The 22,798-nt window shown below is 67.2% G+C and carries 16 protein-coding genes; 5 read left to right on the forward strand and 11 right to left on the reverse strand.

What is annotated here, in order from left to right:
* Window positions 1-65: 65 nt before the first annotated feature.
* The 9 genes from AC1DZV_RS02080 to AC1DZV_RS02120 form a co-directional block, all read right to left on the reverse strand.
* Window positions 66-1,079: an alpha/beta hydrolase fold domain-containing protein gene (locus tag AC1DZV_RS02080; protein ID WP_476949709.1), complete on the reverse strand. Its 1,014-nt coding sequence runs from the start codon at window positions 1,077-1,079 to the stop codon at window positions 66-68.
* The gene (locus AC1DZV_RS02085; protein ID WP_476949710.1) at window positions 1,076-3,769 is read right to left on the reverse strand and encodes a glycoside hydrolase family 78 protein; all 2,694 of its coding nucleotides are present in this window, start codon (window positions 3,767-3,769) and stop codon (window positions 1,076-1,078) included. Before AC1DZV_RS02085 ends, AC1DZV_RS02080 begins: the two co-directional genes overlap by 4 nt.
* Before the next feature lie 161 nt (window positions 3,770-3,930).
* Window positions 3,931-4,290 (reverse strand): VOC family protein, encoded by a 360-nt coding sequence (locus tag AC1DZV_RS02090; RefSeq protein ID WP_476952806.1) that lies wholly within the window; start codon window positions 4,288-4,290, stop codon window positions 3,931-3,933.
* A gap of 34 nt (window positions 4,291-4,324) precedes the next feature.
* Window positions 4,325-5,314 (reverse strand): alpha/beta hydrolase fold domain-containing protein, encoded by a 990-nt coding sequence (locus AC1DZV_RS02095; protein ID WP_476949712.1) that lies wholly within the window; start codon window positions 5,312-5,314, stop codon window positions 4,325-4,327.
* Window positions 5,311-7,980, reverse strand: a complete 2,670-nt coding sequence (locus tag AC1DZV_RS02100) for an alpha-L-rhamnosidase (RefSeq protein ID WP_476952807.1) — start codon at window positions 7,978-7,980, stop codon at window positions 5,311-5,313. Before AC1DZV_RS02100 ends, AC1DZV_RS02095 begins: the two co-directional genes overlap by 4 nt.
* Before the next feature lie 66 nt (window positions 7,981-8,046).
* Window positions 8,047-9,054 carry an oligopeptide/dipeptide ABC transporter ATP-binding protein gene (locus AC1DZV_RS02105; protein ID WP_476952808.1) on the reverse strand — a complete coding sequence of 336 codons (1,008 nt, stop codon included), beginning with the start codon at window positions 9,052-9,054 and terminating at the stop codon, window positions 8,047-8,049.
* Entirely contained in the window at window positions 9,051-11,096 is a 2,046-nt protein-coding gene (locus AC1DZV_RS02110) for a dipeptide/oligopeptide/nickel ABC transporter permease/ATP-binding protein (RefSeq protein ID WP_476949715.1), read from the reverse strand. Before AC1DZV_RS02110 ends, AC1DZV_RS02105 begins: the two co-directional genes overlap by 4 nt.
* A complete protein-coding gene (locus AC1DZV_RS02115; RefSeq protein WP_476949716.1) occupies window positions 11,093-12,046 on the reverse strand; it encodes an ABC transporter permease in 954 nt (317 codons plus the stop codon). The genes AC1DZV_RS02110 and AC1DZV_RS02115 overlap by 4 nt, the downstream gene beginning before the upstream one ends.
* Before the next feature lie 65 nt (window positions 12,047-12,111).
* Entirely contained in the window at window positions 12,112-13,665 is a 1,554-nt protein-coding gene (locus AC1DZV_RS02120) for an ABC transporter substrate-binding protein (protein ID WP_476949717.1), read from the reverse strand.
* A gap of 374 nt (window positions 13,666-14,039) precedes the next feature.
* Between AC1DZV_RS02120 and AC1DZV_RS02125 the strand changes: the two genes are divergently transcribed.
* The 3 genes from AC1DZV_RS02125 to AC1DZV_RS02135 all read left to right on the forward strand — a co-directional run bounded on the left by AC1DZV_RS02125 (window position 14,040) and on the right by AC1DZV_RS02135 (window position 16,768).
* Window positions 14,040-15,293, forward strand: coding sequence for a glycoside hydrolase family 1 protein (locus tag AC1DZV_RS02125; protein ID WP_476952809.1), 1,254 nt, complete (start codon window positions 14,040-14,042; stop codon window positions 15,291-15,293).
* 127 nt (window positions 15,294-15,420) lie between these two features.
* On the forward strand, window positions 15,421-16,275 hold the full coding sequence (locus tag AC1DZV_RS02130; protein WP_476949719.1) for an IclR family transcriptional regulator: 855 nt from the start codon (window positions 15,421-15,423) through the stop codon (window positions 16,273-16,275).
* 352 nt (window positions 16,276-16,627) lie between these two features.
* Window positions 16,628-16,768 carry a hypothetical protein gene (locus tag AC1DZV_RS02135; protein ID WP_476949720.1) on the forward strand — a complete coding sequence of 47 codons (141 nt, stop codon included), beginning with the start codon at window positions 16,628-16,630 and terminating at the stop codon, window positions 16,766-16,768.
* A 278-nt stretch (window positions 16,769-17,046) separates the two neighbouring features.
* On the opposite strand, the gene AC1DZV_RS02140 is transcribed toward AC1DZV_RS02135, so the two are convergent.
* Both AC1DZV_RS02140 and AC1DZV_RS02145 read right to left on the reverse strand, forming a co-directional pair.
* Window positions 17,047-17,499, reverse strand: a complete 453-nt coding sequence (locus tag AC1DZV_RS02140; protein ID WP_028276757.1) for a universal stress protein — start codon at window positions 17,497-17,499, stop codon at window positions 17,047-17,049.
* A gap of 99 nt (window positions 17,500-17,598) precedes the next feature.
* The gene (locus AC1DZV_RS02145) at window positions 17,599-20,241 is read right to left on the reverse strand and encodes a helix-turn-helix transcriptional regulator (RefSeq protein WP_476952810.1); all 2,643 of its coding nucleotides are present in this window, start codon (window positions 20,239-20,241) and stop codon (window positions 17,599-17,601) included.
* Window positions 20,242-20,390: 149 nt separating this feature from the next.
* On the opposite strand from AC1DZV_RS02145, the gene AC1DZV_RS02150 reads away from it, so the two are divergent.
* Both AC1DZV_RS02150 and AC1DZV_RS02155 read left to right on the forward strand, forming a co-directional pair.
* Window positions 20,391-20,951: a potassium channel family protein gene (locus AC1DZV_RS02150; RefSeq protein WP_243177831.1), complete on the forward strand. Its 561-nt coding sequence runs from the start codon at window positions 20,391-20,393 to the stop codon at window positions 20,949-20,951.
* 254 nt (window positions 20,952-21,205) lie between these two features.
* Window positions 21,206-22,699 carry a transposase gene (locus tag AC1DZV_RS02155; protein ID WP_476949722.1) on the forward strand — a complete coding sequence of 498 codons (1,494 nt, stop codon included), beginning with the start codon at window positions 21,206-21,208 and terminating at the stop codon, window positions 22,697-22,699.
* Window positions 22,700-22,798: the final 99 nt, after the last annotated feature.

Genomic DNA, 22,798 nt, shown 5'->3' on the forward strand with positions numbered 1-22,798 from the left:
CGTGATGCCCGGCGTCTCCCCTAAGACTGTCGGATCACCGGACCGGCGCAAACCGCGGATTTCAATCATTGAAAGGGCTTTGCCGAGGCCAGTTCCGCCGCAAGGAATGCCAGCCCCTGCTGCACGATCCCCAGCGCCGCCGAGTGGTTGAGGTACCCGTGCGTCGCCCCCGCTTCCAGCCGGAAGGACACCTCGACGCCGGCCGCGCGGAGCGATTCCCGGAAGAGCTCAGCCGACGGACGCAGGTCATCGTATTCGCAGGCGATGACCGCCACCGGGGGGAGCCCCGAAGGATCGGCACGGCCGGGCAGGGCATACGAGGACGCCATCCCGGCGGGGCCGCCGATGTAGTTCTCCACCATTGCCTGGCAGTCGTCCTCGGTGAAGCGCAGGATCCGCGGCAGGCTGGAAAGCACCCTGCCGTCGGACACCGCGGCCGGCTTCAGAGGGGGAAGCGCGGCGTGCAGGAACGGGTACGCCAGCAGCAGCTTGGCGGGCAGTGCGAGTCCGGCGTCCTTGAGATACATGGCGGCGCCGACGGCGAGGTTCCCGCCGGCGCTGGCCCCGCCAAGGCACAGGTTTCCCGGGGCCACGCCAAGGCCCTCGGCGTGGGCTGCCGCCCAGATCCACGCCGCGAGCGCGTCTTCGTGCGGGACCGGGAAGTGGACGCCGTCGCCGGCCAGCCGGTAGTCGACGGAGAACACCAGGCCGCCGGTCCGGTCAGCTAGTTCCCGGGCGACCTGGTCGGACTCCCGCATGTCCAGCGTCCCTCCGGCGAACCCGCCGCCATGCAGCCACACCAGGCCGGGCAGGGCGGCCCCGGACGCATTCCCCGCCGCGGAACCCCGGTCACCGTCCAGCCGAAGGATGCCGGGGCCGTAGATCCGGACGGGCACGGGTCCGTTGGGCCCCGGCGCCTCCACCGAGCGGATCGGTACGGCAGGGGCCGTGTAGGGCAGATCCGCGCCGCTGAACGCCGCCAGCCGCTGCATCCCGGCAGGATCGGCGAGGAGATCGGCGAAGGAGCCGGCTTCAGCCACGTGGTGCATGAGGCCGGCCAGCTCCACATCCAGGCTCATGGCTGAAACACCGGCTCGCGGGCGCCCTCGGTTGCGGCTTCAGGAACTGCACAGCTGAACGAATGCGTCCCGGAACCGACCTCGACGCCGGTGGTCCCGCCGTCGGGCAGGTACACCGCGGCGGTGCAGCCGGCCGGGACCGACACGGACAGCAAGAACACGTCGCCGTCCAGCTCCCACCGGACCACAGCCTCGCCGTAAGGGGTCTCGTGCCGGGCAGCGGCCCACGCCAGCCCCCCGCCGGGCCTAGGCCGGATGGCGAGTTTCCGGTACCCGGGTTCAGCTGGTGCCAGGCCGGCCACAGTGCGGTGCATCCAATCGGCCACGGCACCCAGGGCGTAATGGTTGAAAGAAGTCATTTCGCCCTCATTGATGCTGCCGTCAGGGAGCATGGAGTCCCAGCGTTCCCAAATGGTGGTGGCGCCCATTGTCACGGGGTAGAGCCAGGACGGGCACTCGGTCTGGAGGAGCAGGCGGTATGCCGCCGTCGTGTGGCCTTCATCGCTGAGCGCGTCGCAGACCAGCGGAGTTCCCACGAACCCGGTGGCGATGCGGTAGCCGTCGGCTTCCACGATGTCGGCCAACCGGGCGGCCGCGGCAGGGTGTTCGGCCGGTTCGAGGAGTCCGAAGCGCAGTGCCACCGCGTAGGCCGTCTGCGTGGATGGCCGGAGCCGGCCGTCGTCATCAAGGTAGCGTTCCCGGAACACCGCCCGGGACCGGGCGGACAGCTCGCGCAACCGTTCCGATTCCGTGTCGTGGCCCAGCAGTCCGGCAGCCTCGCCCGCCACCGACCCCGAGTATGCCAGGTAGGCCTGCGCCACGAGCTGCCAGGGGGTGCGGGCGTCGCCGGGCGAGTCCGGCGGTGCGGCCGGGTCCAGCCAGTCGCCGAACTGGAAGCCGTGCTCAAAGCGCAGCTCCGGGCCGGCGGCCTGGGCCACGGCTTCCAGCCAGGCGATCATTCCCGGCAGCTGCCGGCGGAGGTACTCGAGGTCCCCCGTCCACTGGTACAGCACCCAGGGAACAAGCACGGCTGCATCACCCCACGCGGCCATCACCGGGCGGTCCGGGAATGGCGGCTTTTCGGCCACCACTTCCGGGACCACCAGCGGCGGCGGCCCGTCAGTCCCCTGCTCTGCGGCGAGGTCCTTGAGCCAGGACGTGGTGAAGCCGGGGATCCGGTACAGGAAGGACGCGGTGGCGGCGAAGATCTGGAAGTCGCCGGTCCAGCCGAGGCGCTCGTTGCGCTGCGGGCAGTCCGTGGGCACGTCGACAAAGTTCCCCCGCATCCCCCACACCACGTTCGAGTGGAGCTGGTTCAGCATCGGATCGGAGCATTCGAACGTGCCCGTTCGCCGCAGGTCCGAGTGGATCACGACGGCGGTGAACGCGTCCGGATCCACAACACCTGGCCAGCCGCTCACCTCCACGTAGCGGAATCCGTGGATGGTGAACTCCGGCTCCCACTGCTCGTCCCCGCCGCCGCGCAGGATGTAGCTGTCGGTCTGCTTGGCGACGCGCAGCGGCCTGACGCCGAGTTCGCCGTGCTCCAGAACCTCGGCGTGCCGCAGCACCACCTCGGTGCCGGCCGCACCGCTCACATTGAAACGCACCCGGCCCACCAGATTCTGGCCAAAGTCCAGAATGGTCTTTCCGGACGGCGTTCCCAGCACAGCTTTGACCGGCAGCTCGTCGGTGGCCCGGACGGGCGGGCCGTCGGGTGCGACCAGGACTGCAGGATCGAAGCCGCCAACTACGACGGCGGGCTGCAGCGAGTCGGTACCCGCACCGGTTTCCGCTCCGATCTCAGCCCAGCCACGGCTCCGGAGCCGCGCATCAAAAATTTCGCCATCGTACAGGTCTGCCGACAGCACCGGCCCCCGCCCCGCCAGCCACGACGCATCCGAGCCAATCACGCAAACTGCCCCGCCGGCGTCGGTCATTTCCAGCTGGGCGATCACGGCGGTGCGGTTGCCGTACGTGTTGCGCTTCCCCTGGAAGCCCAGATTGCCGCGCCACCAGCCATCCGCGAACTCAAGGCCGATCACGTTAGTGCCTGGCCGGAGATACTCAGTGACGTCGTAGCTCTGGTAGCGCAGGCGGTGGTGGTAGCTGGTCCAGCCCGGGGTCAGGATGTCCCGGCCCACGCGGCGGCCGTTGATGTGCGCCACGTAGACGCCGTGGGCGCTGGCGTAGAGCCGGGCGGACGCCACGGGCCCGGCCACTTCGAACGTCCGGCTCAGGCGCGCAGCCGGCTCGTTGGCGTCGCTTGCCTCGTCCCAGGCCGGGCGGATCATGGCTGCCTGCCAATCGGACGCGTTCAATAATCCCGCCTCTACGTAGGCAACGGGGCTCCATTCGGAGGGCGCGCCGCCGCCGTTGCCCCAGACACGGACGCGGACGGCGACGCGCTGGCGGCTCTCCAGCGGCGGTGCGGGCCAGGGCTGCAGGAGCTGCTCCCTGGTCTCGGTGCGGCCGTAGCTTGTCAGGCTGGCCTCATCGGGGCCGAGCTGGAGTTCGTAGGCGGCCTGGACCCAGCCGGTCCGGTCGGTGGTGACCTGCCAGGAGAGCCTGGGCCGGTCTTCGCCGATACCGAAGGGCTCCTCGTGGTGTTCGAATCGGACGGCGGAGGGAACGGCGGTCCCCGCGCGGGCGTGGTCCTGGGACGGGAAACGCAGGATGTTGGGAGTCAACGTCGGCTCGATTCATCAGTTGGAGGAAGCTCTAGGGCTCTCCCCAGCGTCCCGGGAACGGCAATGCGCCCGCTAGCGAAGTTTCATTGACTGGAAACCCTGTGCATGGAGCGGCTTGTTGGGCTGCCCGGCTGCCGCCGCCGCCGGGCGTGGCGAGTTGTTTAGTCCACGCAGAGGCAAAAGGGGTGGCTGGCCGTGTCGAGGAATACCCGGAAGCTCGTGCCCGGCTGCGAGTCGGCCTTGGTGGCCCCTAGCTCGACGGCCACCTTCTCGCCCTCATCCAGGTCCTGCACCATCAGGTCCAGGTGCATTTGCTGTGGCACTTCCTGGCCAGGCCATTCCGGGGCACAGTAGCCGTCCACCTGCTGGAACGAAATGCAGTTGCTGCCGTCGTCAGGGCGGATTTCGGCCCAGTCACCGTCGACCTTCACCTGCCAGCCCAGCAGGGCGCCGTAAAAGCCCGCGAGGGCCCCGGCATCGGGGCAATCAATGACGAGACCTGGGAAGCGTGCGATAGCCATAGCGGAATGCTACCGCCGGAAATTGAGCTTGTCGCTAAAGCTCGTGGGCGAAATATGCCACCGCTGAGCCGAGGATCCGGTCCAGCTGGCCTTCGGCGCCGAAAAAGCAGTGGTCACCGCCCCGGATGGTGATGAGTTCGTTGCGGACGTTCGCGTCAACGAGCGCGGCGGCGAGCAGTTCGCTTTGGGAGAGCGGAACCAGGCCGTCGCTGTCGCCGTGGACCAGCAGGAACGACGGCGCGTCCGCGGTGACGTAGCCCAGCGGACTCGCTGAGGCCAGCAGGGCGGCGTCGGCGGTGCCGCCCACCAGCATGGAGCCGGGCTCGAGGGTCATGCCGTCCGGCACCGCCGCGCTCAACGGCCCGGTCATCATGCCCTGGGGAATGTTCATGGCCGGCATGTCCGGCAGCGAAGACACCCCGTAGAAGTCGACTACGGCGCTCACGGCGCTGGAGTGCCCTTGGACTCCGAGGCCACCCTCGAGGTCCTTCCTGGCGCCGGTCAGTCCCAGCAGGGCGGCAAGATGCCCGCCGGCCGACTCGCCCCACGCGCCGATCCGTCCGGCGTCGATCCCCAACATGTCTGCGTGTTCGCGGAGGTACCGGACGGCGGCCTTGAGGTCGTGCAGCTGCGCCGGGAACGGCGCCTCCAGGGCATGGCGGTAGTCCACGGTGGCGCACGCGATGCCGGCTTCGTTCAGCAGGCGGAACACTGAGTCCGGGGCGAAGGTAGGCGGCAGCTCGCGGCGGTCTCCCAGCTGGAACGCGCCGCCATGGATCCAGACAACCAGCGGCACCGGCGTCCCGGCAGCGTCGCGGGGCAGCCAGATATCCATGGCGAGCCGGCGGAAGCCGATAGCGATCGCGTAGCTGACTTCGCGGTGGACGGCAGAGTTTTCCGACACGACTTCGGCCGCGCCCGGGGGCAGGAACGCCGGGAAGGCCGGGGCCGGCAGCCCGGCCGGTGCCGCCTGACCTGTTTCGATGGGGGTGGTTTCCGTGGCTGTGGCGGCGTCCGGGGTCATGATGCACTCCTTGCAAGTTGGGGCTGGTGGTCATTGCCGCCGGCAGGGGCGGTGAAGGTATGGGTTCCGGGCCCGACGACGGCGTTCGGCCGGCCGGTGAGGCGGACTTCCGCTGTGGTGCCGGGCGGGACGGTCGCAATGAGGGTGATCTCGCCGTCGTCAATTGCCCAGCTGACCTCGATGGAGCCCTGCGGGCCCCGGTGCGACGTGGCCGCGGAGGTGATCCCGGCGCCGGGGCGGGGCTCGATGATGATCCGTTTGTAGGCCGCGTTCCCGGGTGCCTGGCGCAGGCCGGCGGTGTAGCGGTGCAGGAACGAGATCACGGCGCCCTTGCTGTAGTGGTTCAGCGACTGGCGCGTTGTTCCGTCCGCGCCTCTTCCGTCCCAGGCTTCCCACATGGTGGTGGCACCGCGGTCCACCATCACCAGCCAGGAGGGTTCGGAGTCCTGCATGAGCAGTTCATAGGCGAGGTCCGGCTGTCCGTTATCGGCGAGCACAGGCAGCAGGTAGGGGGTGGCCAGGAAGCCGGTGCCCAGGTGCGTGCCGGCGTCGCGAACGAGCGTGACCAACTGCTTGACCACCGCCGGCCGGCCGCCGTCCGGAACCAGGTCAAAGGCCAGCGCGCGCACGCAGTTGGCCTGCGTGCCACCGTCCACTGTTCCGTCGGCCCGCAGGTATTCCCGCTGCCACGCGCGGCGGACGTTACCGGAGAGCTCCCCAAGTTCCCGGGATTTGTCCCCCTTGCCCAGGACGGCGGCAATCCTGGCCATGATGGCGGAGGAGTGCCGGTAGTAGGCGGTGGCCACGATGCCGTTGTCGGCAGACCGAGAGGCGAATAGGTCCGGCGCCGGGCCACCCGGTTCCATCCATTCCCCGAAATGGAAGCCGGTGTCCCAGAGATACTGCTCATGCGGGGCCGGCATGGCGTGGGCCTCTGCCCTGGCCGGGTGCCGGTTGCCCTCCGCGGCGCTGCGGATGAAGCCGAGCCAGCGTTCCATCGCCTCCCAGTTCTGTTCCAGGATGCCGGTGTCACCGGTGGCGAGATGGATCTCCCAAGGCACCATGACCACCGCATCCCCCCACCCTGAGGACCCATTCGTAAAGGCCATGAATTCGGCACTGGTTACCTCCGGTCCCGGCGAGGGAGAGATGTTGACCACCACTCCGTTGTCCCACTGATCGGTCCTCACGTCCCTGAGCCACTTCGCCGTAAAACCTGCCACGTCGAAGAGGTAGGCGGCGGTGGGTACAAACAGCTGCCAGTCGCCGGTCCAGCCTGCCTTTTCCCGCTGCGGGCAGTCGGTGGGAACTTCACAGGCGTTGCCGCGGAAGCTCCACTCCACAATGTCGTGCAGCTTGTTGAGCCGGTCGTCGCTGCAGTTGAAAGTCCCCAGGCGTTCCAGCTGGGTCTGGACCATGCAGCCCACGATGTCCGCCGGTTCCAGGTCTGCGTCCAGGCCCTGCACGGCGACGTACTGGAAGCCGTGGGTGGTGTGGCGCGGCTCGAAGACCTCGCCCGGGGCGCCAGATGCCACCACGGAATCCACCTGTCCGGCGCCGAGGAACTGCCCCGGATTGCGGAAATCGTGGGGACGGAGGTGTTCCTGGGTGACGTCGCCGTCAGCGCCCAGGGCTTCGCCGTACACCATCGTGACAGTCTTCCCTGGGGCGCCAAGCCGGCTCAGGCGGATCCAGCCGTTGATGTTCTGGCCCAGGTCCACGATCTGGTTGCCGTTGGCCAGTCGCGTGATGGATACCGGGCTGAGTTCTTCCACGATGCGCGTGGGGGGCGCCACGGGGCCGGTGAGGGTGGTGAAGCTGCCGTCGCGGAGGACTGCGTGCCCGGTTGCCCCGTGGCCGCGGCGGAAATCTACTCGCTGGCCGGCCATGAGATCGGCGCTGACGATCTCCGTCGCGGAAACGTCCCACGAGCCGTCGGTGCCGACGACTGTCCGTTGTCCGCCGGACTCCAGCTCCAGCTGAGCCAGGAAGGCCGTCTGCGGTCCGTACATGTCGGCGTCGCGTGTGTACCCGAACGTGCCGCGGTACCAGCCGTCGGTGAGGACGGCCCGGATGGTGTTGGTACCGGGCCGGAGCATGCGGGCGATATCAAAGGCCTGGACCTGGAGCGTGCTGTGGTAACTCGTCGAGCCCGGTGTGAGCTGTTGGTCCCCCACCCGCACGCCGTTGATGAAGAGCTCGTAGATGCCGTGGGCTGTGGCGTAGGCGCGCGACTTTGCGGGGGCTGCGTCCAGCGTGAAGGTTTTTGACAGAGCATGTCCGGGACGCTCCCCCGGTTCCGGAACCGCCGGTTCGTCGGGGCCGATCCACTGCGCGGTCCAATCCTCCGGGTGCAGCAGGCCCAGTTCCACGGCCATCGGCTCGGACCAGGCGGACAGAACTTCGGTGCCGTCAGAGGCCACGTTCCAGGTCCGGACCGTCCAGTCGAAGCGGTCCCGGGAGCCGAGGGCGGGGCCGCCGTACGGCACGAAGCCGTGCGTGCCGCCGTCCACCCGGCCGGTGTCCCAGCCATTGCTGGCTGCCAGCTGGTAGGCAACCTGCCGGACCGTGCCCTGCGGCGGCGTCCAGCTGAATCCAGGCAGCGTATTGGTGATCCCGAAGGATTCGCTGAGGTGGTCCGTCCGAAGGTGCGTGGGGTGGTTCATGCGGGGAAGCTCCCTGAAGTTGGGCTCAACTTGTTTGAGGCGGACCTGACGCTGGGCTGCGCGGGGTCAGGCGTAGTGGCAGGCGACGTCGGCGGCGCCCACCCGCCGAAGGGCCGGACGCTCGGCGGTGCAGAGTTCGGTGGCGAGCGGGCACCGCTGGCTGAAGGGACAGCCTCCCGGCGACCCCGCCACTGCAGCGGCCGTGCGGACGCCAAGGGATTCGCGCAGCATCCTCCGCTCGGCCTGTTCCGCGGGCCTCGGCACGGGCGAAGCAGCCACGAGGGCCTGGGTGAACGGATGCTTGGGCGACTCCGTGACGGCTGCCGCCGGCCCGCTTTCCATCACCTGGCCGCGGTAGAGGACGACAACGCGCTGCGCCAGGAACTGGACCACCGAGATGTCGTGGGCGATGAACAGGTAGCTCAGGCCAAGCTCGTCGCGGAGGTCGGCCAGGAGGTTGAGCACCTGGGCCTGGGTGGAGAGATCCAGGGCACTGACCGCCTCATCGCACACCACGAGCTTCGGTTCGCAGATCAGGGCATGGGCGACGGCGATCCGCTGGCGCTGGCCGCCGGAGAACTGGCTGGGGTAGCGGTCCACGGCCTCACGGGGCAGCCCCACGCGTTCGAGCATGGCTTCGGCTTTTTCGCGCGCCACTGCGGCCGTAACCCCGCGGATCCGCAGCGGCTCCGCCAGCGAAGCACCGATGCTCTGGCGCGGGTTCAGCGAGGAGTTGGGGTCCTGGAAGACCGCCCGCAGTTCACCGCCGAGGGCGCGGCGCTCTGCAGCACCGGCATGGGTGATGTCCTTGCCCTGGTAGCTGATGGTGCCGCCGGCGCTCTTCTGGAGGCCAAGGATCGCCTTGCCGATGGTGGATTTTCCGGAGCCGGATTCCCCCACCAGGCCTACGGTCTCGCCGGGACGGATGGAGAAGCTGACGCCGTCCACCGCTGCCGGGGCTGCTGCAGCTTTCCGGCCGCGGCCGTACCGGACCAGCAGGTCCTTGACCTCCAGCATGGGCTGCTCCGGCCTAACTGGCGCCGTGTCCTGCCGTTCTGCCGTCTCGATGCTCATGCCAGGTCCTTTTCGACGATTTTCAGTACTCGGTGAGTGGGCACTTCGGTGGCAAGCCATTCCAGGCCCTCCACCGCCAGTTCGTCCGCCTTGACGCAGCGGACCAGTCCGTCTTCGGAGCCGGAAGGCAGCAGCGGCACCGGGGCGGCGCACGCGGAGCCGGCGAACTGGCAGCGCGCCATGAAGCGGCAGCCCGTGGGCCAGTCCTTTGGCTGCGGAACCTGGCCGCTGATGGTGGCCAGCCGTTCAGGCATGTCCGCCGCGGTGTTGGCGTGCGGGTCGGCGGCCAGAAGCGCCAAGGTGTAAGGGTGGCGGGGGTTGTCGAGAATATTGGCGGTCCGGCCGCTTTCCACCACCTGGCCGGCGTACATCACGGCGACGTTGTCGCAGATGTCCGCCACGACGCCGAGGTCGTGGGTGACCATCACCACGGACATCCCGGTGTCCTTCACCAGGGAGCGCAGCAGCGAGAGGATTTCGGCTTGCACGGTGACGTCCAGCGCTGTGGTGGGTTCGTCGGCCACCAGCAGCCTGGGCCGGCCGGACAGTGCCAGGGCGATGGCGACGCGCTGGGCCATGCCGCCGCTGATCTGGTGCGGGTAGGTCTTGAGGATGCGTTTGGCGTCCACAATGCCCACCTTTTCGAGCAAGCTGAGGGCTTCGGCATGTGCCTCGGCCTTGCCCACCTTCCGCAGCCGGCGGATGGCCGCGGTGAGCTGGTAGCCCACGGTGAACATGGGATCCAGGGCCCGCATGGGTTCCTGCGAGATCAGGGCGATGTCCCGGCCGCGGATGCCTTCCATCTCGCGCTCCGTGGCGGCGGCCAGGTTCTTGCCATTCCACAGGATCTGGCCGCCGGTGGCGGAGACCCCGGCGGGCAGCAGGCCCAGCAGCGACAGCGCGGTCATGGTCTTGCCGCAGCCGGATTCCCCCACCAGGCCCAACACGGTTCCCGGCCCGACGTCGAACGAGACGTCCGTGACCAGCGGAGTCCCGCCGTCGACCCCTGCAGAGAGTCCGCGGACGCTCAGGTGGCCTTTGGCCGGGATGGCTCCCGCCTCGGCCACCGAGGCCGCGGCGCCCGCTGCAACAGAACGCTGGCGGCGCGCCGCTGCCGACGGCAGGTGCGAGACGCCAGTGTTCGGCGCCTTCCCCAGGGCGTTGCCGATCGCGTTGGCGGCCAGGACGGTCAGGGCAAGGACCGCACCGGTGGGAACCATCAGCCACGGGGCATCGTAGACGTGCTGGGAAGCGCCCTGGATCATGCCGCCCCAGCTGGGTTGCGGGATGGGCGGGCCGAAGCCGATGAACGCCAGGCCGGCCTGGATCAGCATGCCGACAGCGAAGATGAGGGCGGACTGGACCACGATGGTGTTGGTCAGTCCGGGCAAAACGTGGCGGAGGCTGATCCCCAGGGTGCTGACGCCGTCCACCTTGGCCGCGTCCACGTACAGCTGGGACTGGAGCGACTTGGCCTGGCCCAGCATGACGCGGTAGATGCCGGCGGAAATGAGGACGCCCAAGATGGCCATGATCAGCGGGATGTTGGTTCCCACGGCACCGATAACTGCCAGGATGATGACGGTGCCGGGCAGCGACATCATGACCTCGGTGACGCGGCTGATCCCTCCTTCCGTCTGGCCTCTGCCGGCGGCCACCATGGCCAGGGCGGTTCCGAGCACGACGCCGACAATCACCGTGATCAGTGAGGTTCCCAGGGTGCCTGCGGCGGCAGCGAAGATGCGGCTGAGGAGGTCCCGGCCGAGTTCGTCGGTGCCGAGCCAGTGCGCGGCGGTGGGACCGGACAGGACAGCGGTGAAGTCCTGGTCCTCCGTTTTGTAGGGTAGCCACCACTGGGCAGTCAGCGAGGCAACCACCAGGGCTGCCAGCCATACGACGCCGGCCACGCCGCCGGGCGAGGCGAAGAGCCGGCTTGCGGAAATTTTGCTGAAGGCGGCCCGCTGGCCGGACTTGGGCTGCACAGCTGCGGCAGCCGTGGCTGGCGCACTGTCGGCAGGAGCGGGGGCGACGTTGGGGATCATGAGGCACGCAACTTCGGGTCGAGGAACTTGGTGGCGAGTTCCAGCACGAGATTCACGGCCACCACCACGACGGTGGCGATGACCACCACGCCCTGGACGGCGGGAGCGTCGTGGGTGCTGACGGAGGTCTGGACGGCCTGGCCCAGGCCGGGCATGGCGAAGAGCTGCTCCGCGATGACGGAGCCGCCGAACAGGCCGATGAACTGCAGCGCGATGCCGGCCACGATGGGGAGGCTGGCGTAGCGCAGGGCGTGGATGTAGAGGATTTTCCAGGTCGGTGTGGCCGTGGCACGCAGCGTCCGGATGTGCTCCTGCTGCAACGCCTCAAGCATCGAGGCCCTGGTCTGGCGGGCGATGAAGGCCGCGCCGCCTACGGCAAGCGTGATGACAGGAAGGGCCAGGGACATGCCCCAGTCCTGCGGTGAGACCTCGAACGGCACGTAGCCGGTGGCGGGAAAGACCGAGGACTGCACGGCGAACAGGTACACAAAGATGATGCCGATCCAGAAGGCAGGCAGGGCCACGGCCAGGCCGCAGATCCCGCCCACGATCCGGTCCACCAGGCCACCGCGGACCGCCGCGCTCACGCCCAGGCCGATCCCGAGGATCGCGCTCAGGACGGTGGCGCCAGCCGCGAGTGATGCCGTCACCGGAAGCCTGTTGCCCAGGTCCGGGCTAACCGAGCGGCCATCGATCAGGGACGTGCCGAGGTTGCCCTGGACGGCGTCGCCGAGCCAGCGGAAGAACTGGGCGAGGAGAGGATCGTTCCAGCCGAGCCGCCCGTTGACCTCGTCAATCGCTTCTTGGGAGGCACCGGCGCCGAGCGACACAGCGCCGGGGCTGCCGGGCATCGCGTGCACCAGCAGGAATGCCAGTACCGCGACCACAAGCACGGTGGCCAGCGCCATCAGCAGACGCTTGGTGATGAATAGTGCCATGGTGACCTCCATCGGTCAGGACCTGCCGGACGGCTGCCCGTTCCAGAGTCGGGGTGGCCGTCCGGCAGGTTCGGTGATCAGCTAGCCGGTGCGTAGGACGAGAGAAGCGGGTAGGCGTTCGAACCTGCGAACTTCACCTGCTGAACCTTCTTGGTGTTGTAACCCTGGTTGGTGAGTGACTCATAGAGCGGGATCATCCAGCCGGATTCCACCAGGCGGGTGTTGAGCTTGGTGAGGGCGGTCTTCTTGGCGGCGTCGTCCTTCGCGGCCGCGGCTTCGCCCGTAGCCGCAGTCAGCTGCTCATCGGAGGCCTTCTGCACATTGGTGAAACCGTTCAGGACCACCCCGTACATCAGCCCCACCGGGTTGTCCCAGCCGAGTGCGGCGTAGCCGAGGGGCGTGGTCGCGACTGCCGCGAAGGCTTCATCGGTGGAGGACGCCATCTTAATGTTCATCTTGATTCCGACGGCGGCCAGATCCTTCTGGACGGCCTGCAGGTCCGTCTGGGTTTCAGCGCTGCCAACAATGGTGAACTCGAAGCCGTTGCCGTAGCCGGCCTCGGCCAGCAGGCTCTTGGCCTTCGCCGGGTCGTAGGCGAACTTGGTGTTCAGCTCATGGGTGAAGCCCGCGGAATCCTTGGGAAGTGCATTCCAGGCCGCGATGTCACCCTTGTGCAGTGCGTCCACCAGTGACTGGCGGTTGATGGCGAACTGGAACGCCTGACGGACTTTCTCGCTGGCAAAGGCGGGAGCGGTCTTTCCGGTCTTGTCGAAGGAAACCATGGTGTGCAGCGTTCCACCGATCTGGGACACGCCGAGGCCCTTGGACTTTGCGAAGTCCACTGTGGGGGAAGTGAGCATGGCGACGTCGGCCTGGCCGGAGACGAGAGCGTTGGCGCGCGCCTGAGGATCTTGGATGACGCTGAAGGTGATCTTCTTGTAGGCGTAGTCTGCGGCGTCGGCGTTCTTGTCGTTCTTCACCATGACGTACTTGTTGCCCTTAACCGTGGAGGGGTCGAGCGTGTAGGGACCGGAGCCGTCCGGGGTTTTGCCGAGGCTGGCCGTATCGGCAACACCGCTCTTGCCGACAACCATGCCCATGGTGGAGGCGAGGTTCTTTTCGAACCCTGGCTGCGGCTTAGCGAACTTGATGGCCACCTGCGTGGGACTGACAACACTCACCGAAGTGATTTCCTGGGCTCCGCCCTTGGCGATTGCGGAGTAGGCACTGAGTGCGGGGTCGCTGCGGCGGTCCAGGTTTGCCTTCACCAGAGCCGCATCCAGGGTAGCGCCGTCCGTGAAGATGACGCCTTCCTTGAGGGTCAGCGTAAGGACCGTGTTGTCCGCGCTGTAGCTGAACTCCTTGGCCAAGCCCGGTCCAACGGAACCGTCCGGTTGCAGGGTCATGAGGTTTTCGTAGAGGCCTTCAAAAAACTGCCGCTGCGCGTCGGCGACACGCAGCGGATCGAAGCCGAAGGAAGCGCTGTCGCTGTCGACGGCGATGGTCAATGTGTCTTTGTTGACGGCGGTTGCCGCCTGGGTCCCGCCGCCACAGGCGGTGAGCGAACTCATGAGAAGCGCCCCGGCCAGAACGGCCGCGCTCCGTCGTGCGGTGGAGTTCAGAAGTTTCATGTAGTGCGCCTTCGCATTCTTTCTCAGCAAACGGGGGTCAACATCCGTGGGGAGCCTGGCGGCCTGTATACCGATCGTCCGTGACCAGCTTCCGGGCCGTTGCGCCGGTGCCCCTCTCGTCAGATGGGTCTCGGCGACCGGCTCACTCAAGGATCACGGCGACGCCTCAAACGGAAACACGAGAATGTCATTGATTGGAAAAGTATTGTGGTGAGGGTCACTCCGGACGGGTCTCGAATGGACGCGCAATGTCCGCGGGACCAGCGATGAGTCTTTCAACCAATGAAAACGGCCGCCCTCCCCTGGCATTGACCGCGGAGGATGGACAGTCAGCCCATGCACAGTCGCTTGGCGCTCAGATCGAAAGGAACCAGATGACCGACTCTTTTGCCTTCCCGCACGATTTCCTGTGGGGCCTCGCCACGGCAGCCCACCAGGTCGAGGGAAACAATGTCAACAGTGACTGCTGGTTCCTGGAGAGGCTCCCCGGAACGATCTTCGCCGAACCGTCCGGGGACGCCGTCGACCACTACCACCGGTACCGCGAGGACATTGCCCTGATCGCCGGCCTGGGGTTCACGAGTTACCGCTTCTCCTTGGAGTGGGCCCGCATCGAGCCCGAGGAAGGCTACTTCTCGGTGGCGGAACTCAACCATTACCGCCGCGTGCTGGAGGCCTGCCATGAGCACGAGCTCATCCCGGTAGTCACCTTCCATCACTTCACGTCACCCAGGTGGCTCCTGGCGGCCGGCGGCTGGGAGGACCCGCAGACCCCCGAACGGTTCGCCCGCTACTGCGACCGGGCCATGAGGCACCTCGGCGATCTCATCGGCGTCGCCTGCACCCTCAACGAGCCCAACCTCCCGTGGCTCCTCAAGGAACTTGGCCTGGGCGGCGAGGCCCCCGAACGCAGGGCAGAGGTGCCGCTATGGGCGGCCGCGGCAGACCGGCTCGGGATCGACGCAAGCCGCGTGGCACCCTTCCAGTTCACGGTCTCCGAGGCTGGCTTCGACATCAAGCTTGCTGCACACCGGCAGGGCCGGGCTGCCATCAAGGCGATCCGGCCGGAGCTCCCGGTCGGGTGGACCCTGGCCAACACCGACATCCAGGCAGCCGAAGGCGGCCAGGACCGGGCGGACAGGATCCGTCGAGAGGTCAACGAACGCTTCCTCGTGGCGTCCCGCGACGACGACTTCGTGGGGATCCAGACGTACGGCCGGACGGTCTTCGGTCCGGACGGGGTGATGCTGGCCCCCGAGGGAGCCGCGACGAACCAGATGGGCGAGGAAATTTACCCCGAGGCCCTCGAAGCGACCATTCGGGAGGCAGCCAGCGTCGCCGGCATCCCTGTCATCGTCACGGAGAACGGCCTGGCGACCGACGACGACTCTCAGCGACTGGCCTACCTCCGCACGGCGGTCGCCGGCGTGGCGTCCTGCCTGGCCGACGGCATCGATGTCCGCGGCTACATCGCCTGGACAGCCTTCGACAACTTCGAGTGGATCTTTGGCTACGGTCCGAAGTTTGGACTCATCGCGGTGGACCGGGCCACGCAGGAACGGACCCCGAAGGAGAGTGCCAAGTTCCTCGGCAGCCTTGCCGGGACGAGGGTGACTGCGTCCGTTTGAACCAGCGCCGGCGCAGTCGACGCCCCACCCCAACAGTGCCGCAGCCATGGAGTACCGGCTAGGAGTTTCATTGGGCGAAACACTACTGTGGTGGGGGTCACTGGCGACGAACTAGGAACGGTTTGAAATGACAGCAGCCCAGGAAAGGGATCCGGACAGCGCCGGGCCCGGAACCCCCGCTCCCGCGCGCGGCAAGCGGCCCAAACAGGGCGAACCGGTGATAGACCGGGCCCTGAGCCTGCTCGCCGTCTTCACGGACCGCCGCCGGGCGCTGACCCTGTCAGAGATGGCCCGTTTTGCGCAAATGCCCGCCCCGACGGCGTTGCGCCTCATTGCCCGGCTGGTCGCCTGGGGCGCTCTGGAACGGCTCGACGACGGACGCTACGTTGTGGGCGTCCGGCTGTGGGAAATAGCGTCCCTCTCCCCGAGGGGCCACGGGATCCGCGAAATCGCGTTGCCCTACCTTGAGGATCTCTTCGAGGTGACGCGCCATCACGTGTTGTTGGCCGTGCGGGATAAAGACCAGGCCGTCCTGATCGAACGGCTTTCCTCCAAGCAGGCCACGGAAGTCGCCTACCGGGTGGGCGGCCGGCTCCCCCTGCGCTCCACGGCCGTCGGCCTGGTCCTGATGGCCGGCTCGGACGCGGCATTCCAGGAAAAGATCCTCAGGGAACCCGCGGAAACTGAACCGGGCGTGGCTCCCATGCCGGAGGGCCAGCTGCGGCGCACCCTGTCCGACGTCCACCGGACGGGGATTGCCATGATCCGCCGGTCCGCGCCGTCCCTGACTGTTTCCGTGGCGGCGCCCGTCTTTGATGCCCAGGGCACGGTGGTGGCCGCACTGTCGATCGTGGTACCGGACGGGACCACCCCGCCCAACGTCCTGGCTCCGGCGGTGATGGCCACCGCGAGGGCAGTCTCACGAAGCCTTGGCTACCGGGCTGCCCTGGCCGAGGACGTCCGGACCCTGTCGGACGGCTGACCGCGGACCTGCCAACCGCCGGCCCTGCCAACCAGCGGAAAGGCCGCCGCGGCGTTGGGATCAAGGCTCATCATGTTGAGCCTGCGGGGCACGCGGGTCCCCGGACCCCCGCCTGCTTCCGCGAGCCCTTGACACACCCGGTGGCGGCGTCTAGGACTGGCCTTGTCCCGTCCAATCCACCAGCCTAGGAGTTGTTATGGCCACCACGCCCTACGGAATCGTGCACTTCTTCCCGGGAGGCACCAAGGAACAATAAGAGGCGTCGCTTGCAGCCGTCCATCCGGGCGCGGGGCTCCTGCCCGAGGGTCAGATCTTCCACGCCGGCGGGGCATCCGAGGGTGGCTGGACGGTCATGGCAGTCCACGAATCGAAAGAAAGCTGGGAAAAATTCCGGGACACGATCCTCCTGCCCCGGATGCAGGCGGGTATTGAGGGCGGCTTCGCCGCTCCGCCCGAAGAGACGGTGATCGACCTTTACAAGGTTCTGCCCTAGCAGCACGTAACCCACACAGCCGTCCTCGTCCCGCAATGCCAACAGGCGGGCACCCCAGCCTTCGGTCGCTACCGCGCGCGCTCTGCGGTAACGGCCTCGGGCGCGGCGTTGCTGAGATCCTGCAACACCTGCCACCGAAGTGAAGGATCTGAATCCATCAGCCAGTCCAGGACGGTCATACGCCGACGGTAGCCCTCCCGGCTCGCTGGCATCGGGTGCTCACCACCGAGCAGGCACGCGGCACTGCCGCCGGATGTCCGTGCCAGCGGCCCGGACGCTCAGGAAGCCTTCGGCCGGATCACCAGGACAGGGCACGGAGAGTGGCTGGCCACCTGGGCGGAGACCGACCCGATGTGCAGCCCGGCGAAACCGCCGTGGCCGCGGGAGCCGACGATCACCAGGTCGGCTTCCCGTGCGGCCTCAAGTATTGCCGAGGCCGCTGAGTCGTTTTTGATGGACCGCGTCACGACATTGACACCCACTGCGGATTTCGCCGCCTCGGCGCCCAGCGCTTCAGCCTGCTGCTCCGGTGAGTCCTCCGCCACGATTTCGCCTGCCGCCGTTTCCAGCATCGCCGGATACCACGCCATTGGCGCCTTGTTCCAGACGGTCAGGACCCGGAGCTCCGCATTGCGGTACCGGGCCTCTTCAACACCCCACGCCAGGGCCTCATGTGATTGCTTCGAGCCGTCAAATCCGATCACGATCACAAAGGGATCAACTTTTTTCATGGTTCCAGACTTTCACTGCCGGTTTGAGGCGGCTAGGGGCCTCTGACCCCATCCGGGACCGGTGCCTCACCGCGAAGACCATCAAGGCTGCCGCGGGGTTCAGAGGATGCCACGCTTGGCGGCCGTCTTGAGCGCGTCGCGCCTGCTTACCGCCCCGAGTTTGCGGTAAATGGACCGTTCGTGGGTCTTGACCGTGTTCACGGAAATGTACAACGCCTCGGCAATTTCAGCAGCGGTCATGATGGAGCGCATGTAGGAAAGGACTTCGCGTTCGCGCTCGGTCAGGTTCCAGTAGGACTGCGCCCGAAGGCGGGTCTCACCCTGTGCCTCGCGTGCCATCAGCGCTGCGATGAACGACTCGTGCGCTGTGCCCCACACAGCGTGCTCCACGAGCAGATCCGCCAATTCCTCTCTCCGTTCGGCGAAAGGACGCAGGACGGTTTCAGGCCCGGCACGGAGGACAGCATGTTCAATCCGCTCGTGTGCCGCCGCGGCATCGCCGGCTCCATGGGCCATGATCGCCTCGGTCAGGCTCAGGCAGGTGTCAATATATGAGCTGCCGCGGCGTTCGGCCAGTGACTCGGCACAGCGTTGCGAAGCGGCGGTGTCACCTTCGCGGCGCAGCAACTCCGCCAGCAGCGTATCCGCCAATGCGCCGTGCCCCCCGGCACCCAGTGGTTGGACGGTCCGCAAAGCTCCGTCCCGGTCGCCCCTGGCTTCGGCAATTTTCGCCACCGCGATGGTCTCCAGGGCATTCCATGACACGGCGTACCGTCCCCGCCCGTGAAAGGATTCCAGCGCCGCACCGGAGTCGGCCAGGCGGGGCAGGTCGCCGGCGGCGCAATCAACCAGGACCCGATAGATGGCGCTGAGCGGACCCGTCGGTAACAGCTCGCTGCCCAATCGCTGTGCTTTGGTAAGGCAGGTCCGCGCAGCCTTCAGATCATCATTCCAGTAGCACGCGATGCCCCGGGCCAGCCAGGCCGGAGCCATCCGTTGCCGCGAATTCCAACCCAGGGCCTCTCCCCGTTCCAACGCCGCCGTGCCAAGTTCGTCGGCGCTCACGAGGTTACCGGCGATGGCGTGAGCCAATGCGAGCTCGGCCTGGGCGCAGATTTCCACGGCTTCCAGCTGTTCCGGGTTGCCGGTGGCCGCCGTTGCCTGGAGCAGCGCCGTCGCAAGTTCGCCGGTGCGGTGCAGCCGGAACTCTGCCTGGGCCAGCAGGAAGAGTCCTGTCGAGAAGGAGCTGGAGCGGCCGTCTCCTGAAATGTCCGTCGTCGACTGGCCGTCGTCCGTCTCGGTGTGCGGGTCCAGGCGGCCGTCGGCAGGCAGCGGCTCGTAGAGCGCCCGGTAACTCTCCAGTCTCCGGCGTCGAATTGCGTCCAGCGCGAAGGTCCGCGACAGCGCCCGGTCGGTGAGCTCGGCTGCGGCGGTGCCGTCGCCGGAAAGGGCACGGCAGACCGAACGGATCATCAGGATCTCCGGATCCTCGCCCCACGGTGCGGGGAGATCCAGGCACAGCCGTTCAAGGGTCTGCACGTCGTTTCCGAGCAGGAATTCGAGCCAATGGGCGCCGAGGGAAATCACGGCTTGCCGGGGTGCGCTTCCTTGCAGCGCCTGGGCGACGCCTTCGACGACGTCGACGTCCTGGTAGTACCTCGCCGCCACGCGGTGCAGACGCTCGGCGAGCAGAGGGTCGCGCCGCTGCAGGATGCGCCGGCACTGCGCCGCGAAGAGGGAATGCCACCGGAACATCGATTCGCCCGCACGGTATTCGTGCTCCTCGATGAAGAGCCCGTTACGGAGGCATTCCTCAAGCAGCACGCCGCCGCGGGGACGGCCTTCGAGTTCGACGGCGAGCCGGCGGCCGAGCCAGTCACTGGTAGTGGCCCTGAGAATGAATTCGGCCAGCGACGGTTCGATCTGGTCGAGGATCTCTTCTGCGACGTAGTCGGCGAGCGGGACGTGCGTCGGCGCGGAGCCTGGCGTTGCAAGCGGCACGTTGCGCGCCTGCGCCAACGTGACCAGGCTGGCGTGGACTGCCACAGGCCAGCCGGCAGTCATCTTCCAGAGCGACCCGGCGTCGAACGTTTGATCCTGTCCCAGCGCACTGGCGAACTGGGCAACTTCCTCCCGCGTGAAGGCCAGTTCGGCGGCGCGAAGTTCACCCAGTCCCTCGCCGTACCGGAATCTTTCGAGCTGGATGGACGTATGGCCGCGTCCCGAGAGGACCAGCCGCAGTGAGGGGGGTGCCGATGCTGCGAGCACCCCGACGATTCCGTTCGCCAGCCCAGGTCCGGCCAAATGGACGTCATCGATCACCAGGACAATCGGTTCGGTGAGGTGCTCGAGTGCTCCGAGGAGAAGGTCGTAGGAAGCCGCCCGGTCATGGGCAAGGCTCGGGTCAAGAGCCAGGAGGGCGTCGGTTCCGGGCAACGGCAGTTTGCTCGCCGCGGACTGGATCGCCCCAACGACACCGTGAAACAGCCGCGCGGGCTGCGTGTCGAACCGGTCAAGGGACAGCCATGCGCACGGCAGAGCGCACTTGCGGACCCAATCACCCAGGAACGTGGACTTGCCGTAGCCGGCCGGGGCCGCAACGAGGGTCAGGCGGTGCGAATCTGCGGCCGCGGACAGGGCGCTTTCCAGACGTGGACGCTCCAGCGCTCCGAGACCGCGCACAGGCGGGCGGATCTTGAACTGTGGGCCCGGTACCCATTCGGCTTCTAGCCTATCTCTCACATTCCACATGCTAGGTGGGGGCAAAAGGGCACCAACAGGGCGCAAAGACCCCTTGTGCGCCGCTCCATAGCGCGACAATACGGCGATTTGGACGACCCGATTGCGGCACGGCACAAATTGGGTGCCCGGCTGTATCATCAGTCATGCCTATGAAGCACGGCAGCCCGACAGACCCGATTTTCCTTCATGACCTCGACAAGGCCGACCGCAGGCGGGTCATTATTTTCGCGATTGCACGTCTCATCGCATTTTCGGTTGTGGTCCTCGCCCTGTATTTCTTTATTCCCGTCGGGGGATTCAATGACGCCGATCCCGCGGCCGCCTGGATCCGTCTGGCGGGTGTCGTGCTGGTCTTTTTCGCAGTCTTGGCAATTCAATTGCGGCTGATACTCGTGGCGCATATTCCGAGGGTTCGGGCGGCCGCGGCTGTCGCCGAAACCCTGTTGATGTTTTTGTGTCTCTTCGCGCTCCTTTACACATCAATGTCGATCACATCTGCGGCGGCGTTTAGCGAGCCCCTGAGCCGAACCGATGCCCTTTACTTCACCACTTCCACGTTTGCCACCGTCGGGTTCGGGGATATCACGCCGGTAAGCCAGCTGGCGAGGGGTGTCGTGTCCGTCCAAATGATTGCCGATTTAGGTGCACTCCTATTGATCGCAAAAGTTGCGTTCTTCGCGGCCGGGCGGCGTCTGGGCGGCGAATCCTGAATCCGCCGCCGTCATCACCCAAAACGGATGACAGCGGGCCGGCTGGCTGAAATTTCGCGGGCAGTGCCGGGATTCGGTGCGCCACTCTGCACGTCCGACGCGCGGCGTCCAGCCCGTAGGGACGGCCGTGGCGGGCCCTTCCCCGGCGTGACAGATCACCCTGTGTGGGTGGGGCTGGACCGGCACGCCGAGTGAACAATGAAAATAGCCGTGAAATGCCCAGCCGCGGAACACAAGCTAAGGCGGATCCCCTCATGTCGCTGAACGATCAGCCCGCTGGCCCCGCTAGCCCGGAACAGGAAGAAATTCTGCGGTTACGGGCCGAAGTCGCCCGTCTCCAGCAGGAACGGGACACTGCCCGCAAGGCCCCGCCCAGGCCGGCCGTGCGGCATACGGGGCTGGCCCGGCGCATTGTGGCAATCGTGCTGGTGGTTATCACTGGCCTGTTGGCCTTCGCGACAGTTCCGGCCCTTTACCTGCGCAGCGAAGTCATCGACACCGATCGCTACGTCGCCACCGTCGCACCGTTGGCCTCGGACCCTGCGATCCAGGCCGAAATCGCCGACAAAGTCACCCAACAGATCACCGACGCAGTGGATTTCCAAACCATCACGCGCGATGCCCTGAACGAGCTCGCTAAAACGGCGCCCCGCGTGGCGGCAGTGCTCACCGGGCTGGCCCCGATGCTTGCGGAGCAGACTAAAACGCTCATCCATACCGCCGTTGCCAGATTCGTGGCGACACCGCAGTTCCAGGACCTTTGGATCCAGGTGAACCGGGTCGCGCACCAGGGGCTGGTCAACCTTGCCACGGGAAGTACGGGAGGCACGGTCAGTATTGATGAGAACGGCACGGTGTCGATTTCCACGAAAGAGATCATCGCCCGGGTCAAGACTCTCCTTGTCCAGCAAGGGGTGGATATCGCCTCGAGGATCCCGGAAGTTGACGCGCAGATCGCCCTGTTCCAGTCGCCTGAACTGGTCCGTGCCACGGAAACCATCCGGACCCTGGACCGGCTCGGCCCAATACTGGCGTGGTTGACGGTGCTCAGCGCCGTGGGCGCCATTGCCGTTGCCCCCCGGGGCCGGAGACGGAGCACGACGAGCGGCGTGGGGTTGGCCGTGGCGGTGTCGATGGCGGTGCTGGCGCTGTCCCTTGTGATCGGGCGAAGCTACGTCCTGAACTCGATTCCGACGAGTGCTGTCTCCCCTGCGGCGGCCGAAAGCCTGGTCGAGGCACTCTTGGTACCGCTGCGCACCAGCCTGCGCCTTGTCTTCGTCGTAGGACTTCTGATCGCCCTGGCAGCTTTTCTGGGCGGCCACTCGCGTCCCGCGGAGTATGTCCGGCACGGCCTGGCGACGACGGGCGACTACATCACCGGCAAGATCGGCGGTGGCCAGGCCAAGCCATGGCAGCTCTGGTTGGCCCGCTACCGGCGGATCATCGAAGCCACCGTCGTCGGCATCGCTGTGCTGGTGCTGATCTTTTGGCAGGACCCGACGGCGGCCGTCGCCATCTGGACGGCCGTCCTGGCCGTGCTGGTCATTCTCGTGGTCGAACTGCTGTGCCGGCCGGCCGTAGCCGGCGTGCCGGGCGCCGAGCCCGGAGTCGAGCCGGGCGTCGAGCCCGGCGGTGAGTCCGGCGGCGAGCCAGCCGGTGAGCCGGTCACGGCGGGCGGCCCTCCCGATGACACGTATCCCACGACTCCCATCCCCCGGGCGCCCGACGCCGGAGGAACCGGCGCGTGAAGGACCGGCGGGACCGGACCACCAGTTAGCGCCGCGCCAGCCGGTGCTGCGCGGCAGCGGCACCCGCCGCAGACCCTGAGGGGGCCGCAGCCGCCGGCA

The sequence above is a fragment of the Arthrobacter sp. P1_D12 genome, assembly GCF_056406175.1.